The organism is Chrysiogenia bacterium, assembly GCA_020434085.1.
Lineage (GTDB): Bacteria > JAGRBM01 > JAGRBM01 > JAGRBM01 > JAGRBM01 > JAGRBM01.
The window spans coordinates 1-9,090 of record JAGRBM010000171.1; the positions used below are offsets into that span (position 1 = coordinate 1).

Below are 9,090 nucleotides of genomic sequence, written 5' to 3' on the forward strand. Positions count from 1 at the left end.
CAGCGCGCGCTGGTGCTCTTCCCGCCCCACGGCGATGAGCTCAAGGACCCCGAGCGCTTCCTCGATTCCTGCCGGCGCCGCGCCTACATCCGCGTGTGGATCGACGGTGAGACCCTCGACGTCGATGAGGTCGATCCCGACGCGGTGCGGGAGGCCGACAGCGTGTTCATCGTCGCCGATCGGCTGGTGCTGCGCGAGAGCGATCGCGCGCGTCTCTCGACGGCGGTCGAAAACGCCTTCCGCGAGGGCCGCGGCGAGATGGCTGTCTATCCGCTCGATGCCGCGGAGGTCTACGGATTCTGCGAAGAGTTTTCCAGCCCGGCGACGGGGCGCATCTTTGAAGAACCCACGCCCGCACTCTTCAGCTTCAACTCCCCGCTTGGCGCGTGCGGGCACTGCAAGGGATTCGGCAACGTCCTGCAGTATGACGAGCGCAAGATCATCCCCAATCCCTCCCTGTCGCTGGCCAAGGGCGCGATCGAGCCATGGACCAAGCCCAGCATGCGCGAGAACAACCGCGTGATGCTGCGCTGGGCGATCAAGGAAGGCATCGATACCGAAAAGCCGTGGAAGGACCTCTCAAAGGCCGTTCGCCAGCGCATTCTGCAGGGTGACGATTCCTTCGAGGGCGTGTTCCCGTTCTTCACCGCCGCCGAGCGCAAAAAATACAAGGTCCACGTGCGTGTGTTCCTGCGCCGCTACCAGAGCGACTTCCCGTGTCCCGCGTGCGATGGCAAGCGGCTTCGCCCCGAAGCGCTCCTCGTAAAAGTCGGCGGCAAGGACATCTCGGAGATCTGCAATCTCTCCATCGGCGATCTTGCGCAGTTCTTTGAGGAACTCAAGCTCTCGCGGGCCGAGCAGGACACCGCGCGCGAGGTGCTGCGTCAGGTACGCGCGCGCCTGACATTCCTCAACGAGGTGGGGCTGAACTACCTGGCACTCTCGCGTCTTGCCAAGACGCTCTCGGGCGGTGAGCACCAGCGCATCAACCTGGCCAACCAGCTCGGCGCCGCGCTGGTGGGAACGCTCTACGTTCTCGACGAGCCCTCCATCGGCCTGCACGCGCGCGACATCTCTCGCCTGATGGGAACGGTCCGCCGCATCACCGACACGGGCAATACCGTCGTCGTGGTCGAGCACGACCCGGCGATGATCCGCGCGGGCGATCATCTCATCGAGCTGGGGCCCGGCTCCGGCCATCGCGGCGGAGAGATTGTCTATCAGGGAGGCGTCGACCAGCTCGTCGCCGAAGGCCTCACCGCGACGGCCGAGTATTTGCGAGGACAGCTCAACTTTCCCGACGCGCAGGGACGCCGGCAGAACAAGGGCTGGCTGCGACTGACCGGCGCGCGTGAAAACAATCTCAAGAGCACCGAGCTCAAGATCCCGCTCGGCAACTTCGTCGCGGTGAGCGGCGTCTCGGGCTCAGGCAAGTCGACGCTGATTACCAAGACGCTTTATCCCGCGCTCGATCGCCTGTTTGGAACCGGCACGGCGAGCATCGGGCGCTTCGACATGATCTCGGGGTTCGAGGGGCTCCACGGCGTCTCGCTCATCGACCAGACGCCCATCGGGCGCTCCTCGCGCTCGAACCCGATCACCTACATGAAGGCCTGGGATGAAATCCGGCTCTTCTATTCCGAGCTGCCCGAGTCCCTGCGCCGGCGCTTCAAGCCCAAGCACTTTTCCTTCAACACCGACGGCGGGCGCTGCCCGGCCTGCCAGGGCGAGGGCGTCATCCACGTGGAGATGCACTTCCTGGCCGACATGGAAGTGACCTGCGAGGTCTGCGACGGCCGGCGCTTCAAGCCCGAGGTGCTGGCGGTGAAGTATCGCGGCAAGAGCATCGACGAGGTCCTCCAGCTCACCGTAACGGAAGCGAAGACCTTCTTCCCGCCGCTCACCAAGCTCAAGAACCGGCTGGGCCTGCTCGAAGAAGTGGGTCTTGGTTACATGCGGCTGGGGCAGTCCTCGAACACCATATCCGGTGGTGAGGCACAGCGCCTCAAGGTCGCCGCCGAGCTGGGGCGCCGCGACGGCAAAAAGATTCTCTACCTGCTCGACGAGCCCACGACCGGCCTGCACGGCGCCGACGTAGCCAAGCTCCTGCGGGTGCTCGACCGGCTGGTGACGCGCGGCAACACGGTGCTGGTCATCGAACACAATCTGGACGTGCTCGCCCGCGCCGACTGGCTCATTGACCTTGGGCCCGAAGGCGGCGATGGTGGAGGGCAAATCGTCGCGGCGGGGCCGCCCGAGGAAGTCTCCCGGGTGAAGCAATCCCATACCGGACATTATTTGAAAGAGTATTTCGACGCCGGCGCGCGTGCGGCCCGTCCGCACTGAGCCCGGCGCTCATCAAGGCCTATGTGGGTTGATCTGATCGCGCTCTTTGTTCTGGCGTTCTTCTGCGCCGCGGGGTACTTCCGCGGTTTCGTCTCGCTGCTTTTCAGTTTCATCGGACTGCTCGCCACCTATGTCGGCACGCCGCACCTGGCGCGCTGGATCGAGACGAGCACCGACTGGTCCGCGCTCGATCCCCAGTCGCGCTACTGGGTGGTGCTCGCCGGCGCGGCATCGATCCTCTACTTCGGCTGCAACTTCATCGGTCTGGTGGTTTCCCACTTCGTCGTGGGCAAGGAAGAACACCACAAGCGCCGCGACCGCATCATGGGCCTGGGGCTCGGCCTGATTCAGGGCGGCGTGATCGCGCTGTTTCTGGCCTGCCTGGTGGGCGCGACGCCCAAGGCCATGCGCGAGGACTCCGGCTGGGTCGACGATCAGGTGCGCGGCTCACGCCTGGTAGACGCGGTCGATCCCTGGAACCCGATCCTCGAGCGCCGCAAGGAACTCGAGTGGCTCACTGAGCTGGGCGACGTCATGAAGATGCTCTCCGATCCCAACCTCATCGAGGACCTCGAACTCTCGAAGACGGCCAAGGAGGCCCTCAGCGACCCGGCCATCAAGGAAGTGCTCACCGACAACAAGCTCATCGATGCGCTGCGTAGCCAGGACTACACCGAGCTCTTCAGCAAGGAGCGCTGGCGAGGCGTGATGGAGAACGAAGAGCTGCGCGAGGCCGTCGAGAGCATCGATCTCGAAACCATCCGCACCGAGATCGAGGACGCCCAGGCCGAGCGCGCCGGCAAGATCGAAGACATCATCGAAGAAGAAGAGTAGGGGCGGCGCGATCGCTGTTCCTCGAATTCCTTGGTCTCAAAAGACTTGTCATTCTGAGCGTAGCGAAGAATCGGCTGGAGCCGGCTCGGACGCGATTCTTCAGGGCGCTTTGCGCCCTTCAGAATGACACCTGACTTGCATGTGCTCTTTTTCCTGGCCTGTCTTCCGACCTATGCTGCCTGCCATGCGAATCGCCTTCTACAGGGACGTGCGCGCCGTGGGCGGGGAGGTCTTCCTCGTGGGCGGCGCGGTGCGCGACCGGTTGCTGGGGCGGCAGACCAAGGACATCGACGTGCTGGTGCGCGGCGTTCCGGCCGAGCAGCTCCATGGGATTCTCTCGCGCCACGGACGGGTGGAGGCCACGGGGCGGAGCTTCGCGGTGTTCAAGTTCATCGTCGCGCCGGGCGAGGCCATCGATGTGGCGCTTCCCAGGGTCGAGCGCTCCACCGGGGTGGGGCATGCCGACTTCGACGTGCAGGCCGATCCGGGTCTCAAAGTCGAAGACGATCTGGGCCGCCGCGATTTCACCATCAACGCCATCGCCCAGGAAGTGGTTTCGGAAAACCTGGAGCTGGGCGCGCTGGTCGATCCCTTCGGCGGGGTAGCCGACATCGAGAAAAAACTGCTGCGCGCGGTCTTCGAGCGCGCCTTTGAAGAGGATGCCCTGCGCGTGCTGCGCGGCGTGCAGTTTGCCGCGCGTTTTGGTCTCGACGTCGAGCCCGCGACGCTCTCCCTGATGCGTGCGGCCGCGCCGTTGCTGCCCACGCTCTCGCCCGAGCGCGTGATTCAGGAGATCGGCAAGCTGCTGGGCGCGCCGCGCCCCTCGGTGGGCTTTCGCCTGATGCACGAGTGCGGCGCACTGGCAACGCTCTTTCCCGAACTCGAGGCCATGCGCGGCGTCGCGCAGCCCCCGGAGTTCCACATCGCCGACGTCTTCGACCACACCATGCTCGTGTTGGACAACGCGGCGACCGATTCGCGGCTGCGCAAACCCGGCGACGTGGAGACCCTGCTCGCCGCGCTCTACCACGACGTGGGGAAGCCCCCGACGAAAGGAACGCATCCCGACAACGGGCGCATCACCTTCTTCGGGCACGAGAACATCTCCGCCGATGTCACGCGCAAGCGCCTCGTGCACTGGAAGGCCGGCATGATCGGCGCCGATGTCGATCACGTTGTCACGCTGGTGCAGAATCACCTGTTCGCCTGGGGCGATGAAGTCAGCGACCGCGGAGTGCGGCGCTTCATTCGAAAAGTCGGCGCCGAGCTGGTCGACAAGATCATCGACCTGTGCATCGCCGATCTTCTCTCGGGCGCCATGCCCGAGCGCGTGGAGGGCGTGCTCGCCTTTCGCGAGAGAGTCGACGCCGAGCTCGCAAAAGAGCCCGCGCTCAGTATCCGCGACCTGGCCGTGGGCGGGCGCGACCTCATGGAAATCGGCTACCCCGCCGGCCCCGCGCTGGGAAAAGAACTCGCCCGCCTTTTTGAACTCGTCACCGACGATCCCGCCCTCAACGAGCGCGAAACCCTGTTGAGTCTCGTTCAGAAACCTGAATAGCCCCCTCTCCCAGCGGGAGAGGGTTGGGGAGAGGGAGAACCGCACATGTGACTGTTCTCCCTCTCCCAAGCGCGTCTTTCGCCGCACTTTTCCCTCTCCCGCTGGGAGAGGGGACGCGGAAGGTCATCTAGAGACACCGTTGGCATTCGTTTGACGCGGCGAGTAACAATGGCGGTCCCAGTTCGGATCGCCCGTATCGGCGACCGCAAGGGTCAACGCTATGCAACTTGAAAATGGACACGTATTAGAGCGCGTCCGGCGCGTTTCGACGCCGGTACCCTTTCCGCCCCAGCACATTCACAGCTATCTGATCCTGGCCGATGAGCCCATTCTCATCGACACCGGGATGAAGACGCCCCAGGCCTGGGAAGCGATTCAGAAGAATCTTGGCGAGCACGGGCTCGAGGTCTCCGACATCCGGCACCTGCTCATCACGCACGCGCACATCGACCACTACGGCCAGGCCAAGCGCATTCGCGAGGCCTCTGGCTGCAAGGTGTATTCCAACGTGCTGGAGGCCACCTACCTGCGCAGCGGGCGCGAGGGCGGCCACCGCGAGATGGACTCGCCCAACATGGCCTGGTTCTACGAGTGGGGCGTGCCGCAGGATCTGATCGAGCGGGATGTGCTCGGCCACAAGATGTCGGAAAAGGTGGCCGAGGCCGTTCCCGTGGACGTGACCTTCGACGACGGCGAGAAGTTTTCCATCTGCGACGTGACCTTCCGGCCCGTTTGGGTGCCCGGCCACGCCATTGGGCACACGGTCTACATCGTTGATGAGTGGAAGACCATGTTCTCTGCCGACCACCTGCTGCCCGACATCTCGCCGGTTCCGTTGCTCAATTTTCCCGACCCCACAAAGCGCGGCAAGACCCGCTCGCTAATCGAGTTCCTGGAATCGCTCAAGAAGATCGAGCACGAGGATATCATCGTCGCGCTTCCGGCCCACGGCGATCCCATCCTCGATCACCACACGCTCATCGACGGTTACCGCCTGGGGGTGGAGCGCCGGATGCTGCGCGTCAAACGCGCGCTCACTGAGGACGGCCCCATGACCGCCTTCGAGCTCTCCGAGCACATGTTCCGGCAGAAGGCGCGCATGATGATGTACCTGACCATGAGCGAAGCGGTCGGTTATCTGGAAATTCTAGAATCACAGGACAAGCTCGCAATTGAAAACCGCGAGGGCGTTCTGTACTATTCGCTCAAAGCCTGAGAAGAGGACCCGCGATGCGAGTCGCCAAGATTTCCGAACTGATCGGCAGCTCCGAAGAGAGCTGGGAAGACGCCTCCCGCACGGCCGTGCGCCGCGCGTCGGCGACCCTTGCGGGAATTTCCGGATTTGAAGTCCTGCGCAAGGGCATCGCCATCAAGAACGGCAAGTCCGAGTATCGCGTGCAGCTTCGGCTGATCTTCGAACTGGCGCCCGATTTCGAGATGCACGTCTAGGCTGGAGGGGAACCCCATGGCTGTTGCAGTTGTCACCCACATGATCGCGTCGAGCCCCACGAGCTGGGACGACGCCGCCCGTCGCGGCTTCGAGCGCGCCAAGCAAACGCTCCGCAACATCACCGGCCTCGAAGTGATCTCCGAGAAAGCCAAGGTCGTCAACGGCGAGATCCGCGAGTTCCGCGTCGCCATTAAAGTGACCTTCATCCTCGAAGAAAAAGGCGAGTAAGGAATCGCGCACTCGTGCGATCACGGTTCCTGTAGGGGCGGGGTCTACCCGCCCTTTTTTGTCCCATGTTCTCAGTGCCTCCTTCCCGTTTGTCCTGAGTAGCGCTGCTCCGCAGCGCGTATCGAAGGACAGAGGGCCTCCGCACATTCGAGCCTGGTGCCCTTCGATACGCCGCTTCGCGGCTACTCAGGACGAACGGGAAGGTATGCAGACAGGGACACAAGCAAAGAAGGGCGGGTAGACCCCGCCCCTACACGTGGCCGAACAGGAATTACCCGATCGAACCGGGGTCTTCTTCGAGGCGGGTGCGGATGATGCGTTCGTAGGCGCCGGCGATGCTGTTGGTGAAGTGGGCAAGGTCGCTGGCCTGGGTGCCGAGGTCTTCTTCGGGGCCGTTGTCGCAGTAGATGAGGTTCACCACGCGATCGGCCAGCACGACGGGCAGCACCATGGAGTTGCCGCGGCGCTTGACCACGGATTTTCTGAGCAGGTCGTTGGCCTCGGTGCGCGGCAGCTTTCCGACAAAGGGGCCGGGGTGGTCGTGCACCGTGCTGAAGACCGAAGGCGCGTTGAGCGGATAGATCTGCGTGCGAATCAGCTTTTGTTCGAGGCCCGCGCCCGCGCAGTCCCAGCCCAGCACATAATTCTTGCGCACAATGTAAAAGATCGCGCGCTTGCAGATACTCGCGGCAAGGCGCAGCGTGATGTTCACCACTTCATCACGGGTGGTGGCGGTCTGCAGTTTCTTGAGGGCCTCCACCATGGTGAGCGGCTCGCTGCTGGGCGCGGTGCGGGGCTTGAGCTCGGCATTGCGGCGGCTGCGAAAGCGGCTGGCCAGCGCGATGTAGTTGCGCGAGCTGTCTTCGTATCGCCACTCGGGCGAGACATCGCAGTATTTCTGAAGCAGCGCGAGCATCCGGATCTCGGGGATCACATAGGGCCGCACGATGTAGGGCGTCGCGTAGGAGATCTCCGCCTTGGCGACGTGGTCGGAAGGATCGACCATGAGCAGGTGGAGTGTCTTGGAGCTGGCCGAGTGGGGAAACACCTTGAACTGCTCGCAACGCGTGCGCCCGATTTCGTCGAGCAGACCAAGCTGAAGCGCATCTTCGTCGACATCCATGGTGGAGATGCCGTACTGGGCTGCCAGCGCATCGGCCACCTGGGCCTCGGTGGAGAAGCCCAGCTCGATGAGGTTGGTGCCAAGGCGGCCGCCGTACACGACCTGGTGCTCAATGGCCTCGGCCAACTGCTGCTGGGTGAGATGGCCCTTGTGAATCAGATGTCTCGAGAAGTATGCCATCGAAGCCCGTCCCGGAACGATCCGACGTGCCTGACTGGGCCCACGGGAGCAGGGCGCGCGCAAAACCGCAACAGAACGCGCCGACAGGCAGATTCGGAAGTCCGACCCATCTAATTACGCGCCGCCGGTTCGGCGGTCAAGGAGGGCGGCGCCCGGCGCGCTCTCAGGCCTCGCCCGTATCGGCGGCGCGGGGGTCGATGGCGGCGGCAAAGGCCGGGAAGAAGAAGGAGATCGCGAGCACGGCGCTCAGGATGCCGCAGATGGCAACAAGGCCCAGCGAAATGAGGCCCTTGTGCTCGGAGGGCACCAGCCCGGCAAAGCCCGCCATGGTGGTGAGCGCCGTCATCCAGACCGAAGCACCCGTGTGCTGGAGCACCTGGGCCAGCGAGTCGGGGCCCTCCTGCTGGTAGCGATGGATGACGTGGATGCCGTAGTCGATGGAGAGCCCCACGATGGCCGGCAGCGTAACCACGTTGAAGACGTTTACATTTTGCCCGAGCAGGGCCATGAGCCCGGCCGTCCAGGAAAAGCCCACGAACAGGGTCAGCAGTGCCAGCGCAATGGCACGCACTTCCCGCAAAATCAGAATCACCAGCACGATCACCGCGAGAATCGCGTAGATCATGACATTGGGGCCTTCCTTGAGCAGGTGCGTGAGAATCTCGGCCTCCACCATCAGGTTGCCCGATGCGTGGTAGGTGCCGAGCTTGCCGTGGAGCTCACCAAAAGTCTCCGAGAAGAGCAGGGCGAAGTTGTCGGCCGTGCTCTTCTCGTGGTCGGTGAAGACGTAGACGAGATAGCCCTTCTCTCCGTTGTGGTCGTAGCGGAACTCATCGAGTAGTTCCGTGGGCAGGGCATTGGGGTCGACCGGCGGCATGTCCATCTCTTCGCGCAGATCGATGATGTCCTGGCGGTCGGCTTCGTCGTCGGTGAGGTTCTGCTCGCGTTTGAGCTTGCGGTCGAGCCGCTTGAGAAGCTTGAGCTTGTGCTCTTCGTCCTTGGGCAGCAGGTCGGCTACCGAACGGGTCTGAAGGACCACCTGCTTGGGCAGCGTGGCGTCGGCCTTCTCGATGGCATCGATGAGGTCGTCGACCTGCTCGCGCGTCTCGACGCTGTAGACCGCCGGGGCAGAGTTGATGTTGAGCACATCCTGGGAAATCACGTCGACGCGGTCGATGGTGCCGCTGGTGGGCCGGTATTTCGATACGTCGAAATCGACTTTGGTATGGCGCGCCATCCAGACCGAACCCAGGGTGAGCACCACGATGGCGGCCAACATCGGCCTGCGATGGCGGATGGGGAAGAGGGCGAGCTTGCGGTAGATGGGCGCGGCGCTCGCCTCGCTCATTGCAAAGCCTGCGATTCCGCGGC

General features: G+C 63.7%; 8 protein-coding genes. 6 read left to right on the forward strand and 2 right to left on the reverse strand.

The features are described 5' to 3' along the window. The 6 genes from uvrA to KDH09_05740 all read left to right on the forward strand — a co-directional run. Nucleotides 1-2,346, forward strand: a 2,346-nt coding sequence (uvrA, locus tag KDH09_05715; protein MCB0219174.1) for an excinuclease ABC subunit UvrA, incomplete at its 5' end; no start/stop codon positions are given. 21 nt (nt 2,347-2,367) lie between these two features. After that, on the forward strand, nt 2,368-3,180 hold the full coding sequence (locus KDH09_05720; GenBank protein ID MCB0219175.1) for a CvpA family protein: 813 nt from the start codon (nt 2,368-2,370) through the stop codon (nt 3,178-3,180). Nucleotides 3,181-3,364: 184 nt separating this feature from the next. Continuing rightward, nucleotides 3,365-4,738, forward strand: coding sequence for an HD domain-containing protein (locus KDH09_05725; GenBank protein MCB0219176.1), 1,374 nt, complete (start codon nt 3,365-3,367; stop codon nt 4,736-4,738). A gap of 220 nt (nt 4,739-4,958) precedes the next feature. Further along, nucleotides 4,959-5,954: an MBL fold metallo-hydrolase gene (locus tag KDH09_05730; protein ID MCB0219177.1), complete on the forward strand. Its 996-nt coding sequence runs from the start codon at nt 4,959-4,961 to the stop codon at nt 5,952-5,954. Between the two features lie 14 nt (nt 5,955-5,968). Next, nucleotides 5,969-6,187: a dodecin domain-containing protein gene (locus KDH09_05735; GenBank protein ID MCB0219178.1), complete on the forward strand. Its 219-nt coding sequence runs from the start codon at nt 5,969-5,971 to the stop codon at nt 6,185-6,187. Nucleotides 6,188-6,203: 16 nt separating this feature from the next. After that, nucleotides 6,204-6,416, forward strand: a complete 213-nt coding sequence (locus tag KDH09_05740; GenBank protein MCB0219179.1) for a dodecin domain-containing protein — start codon at nt 6,204-6,206, stop codon at nt 6,414-6,416. A 271-nt stretch (nt 6,417-6,687) separates the two neighbouring features. On the opposite strand, the gene KDH09_05745 is transcribed toward KDH09_05740, so the two are convergent. Continuing rightward, nucleotides 6,688-7,719: a hypothetical protein gene (locus KDH09_05745; protein MCB0219180.1), complete on the reverse strand. Its 1,032-nt coding sequence runs from the start codon at nt 7,717-7,719 to the stop codon at nt 6,688-6,690. A gap of 163 nt (nt 7,720-7,882) precedes the next feature. Next, a partial coding sequence (locus KDH09_05750; protein MCB0219181.1) for an MMPL family transporter occupies nt 7,883-9,090 on the reverse strand: 1,208 nt, incomplete at its 5' end.

Coding starts and splice junctions, on each gene's coding strand:
- KDH09_05720 (MCB0219175.1), top strand. CDS start 2,368: ATGTGGGTTGATCTGATCGCGCTCTTTGTTCTGGCGTTCTTCTGCGCC.
- KDH09_05725 (MCB0219176.1), top strand. CDS start 3,365: ATGCGAATCGCCTTCTACAGGGACGTGCGCGCCGTGGGCGGGGAGGTC.
- KDH09_05730 (MCB0219177.1), top strand. CDS start 4,959: ATGCAACTTGAAAATGGACACGTATTAGAGCGCGTCCGGCGCGTTTCG.
- KDH09_05735 (MCB0219178.1), top strand. CDS start 5,969: ATGCGAGTCGCCAAGATTTCCGAACTGATCGGCAGCTCCGAAGAGAGC.
- KDH09_05740 (MCB0219179.1), top strand. CDS start 6,204: ATGGCTGTTGCAGTTGTCACCCACATGATCGCGTCGAGCCCCACGAGC.
- KDH09_05745 (MCB0219180.1), bottom strand. CDS start 7,719: ATGGCATACTTCTCGAGACATCTGATTCACAAGGGCCATCTCACCCAG.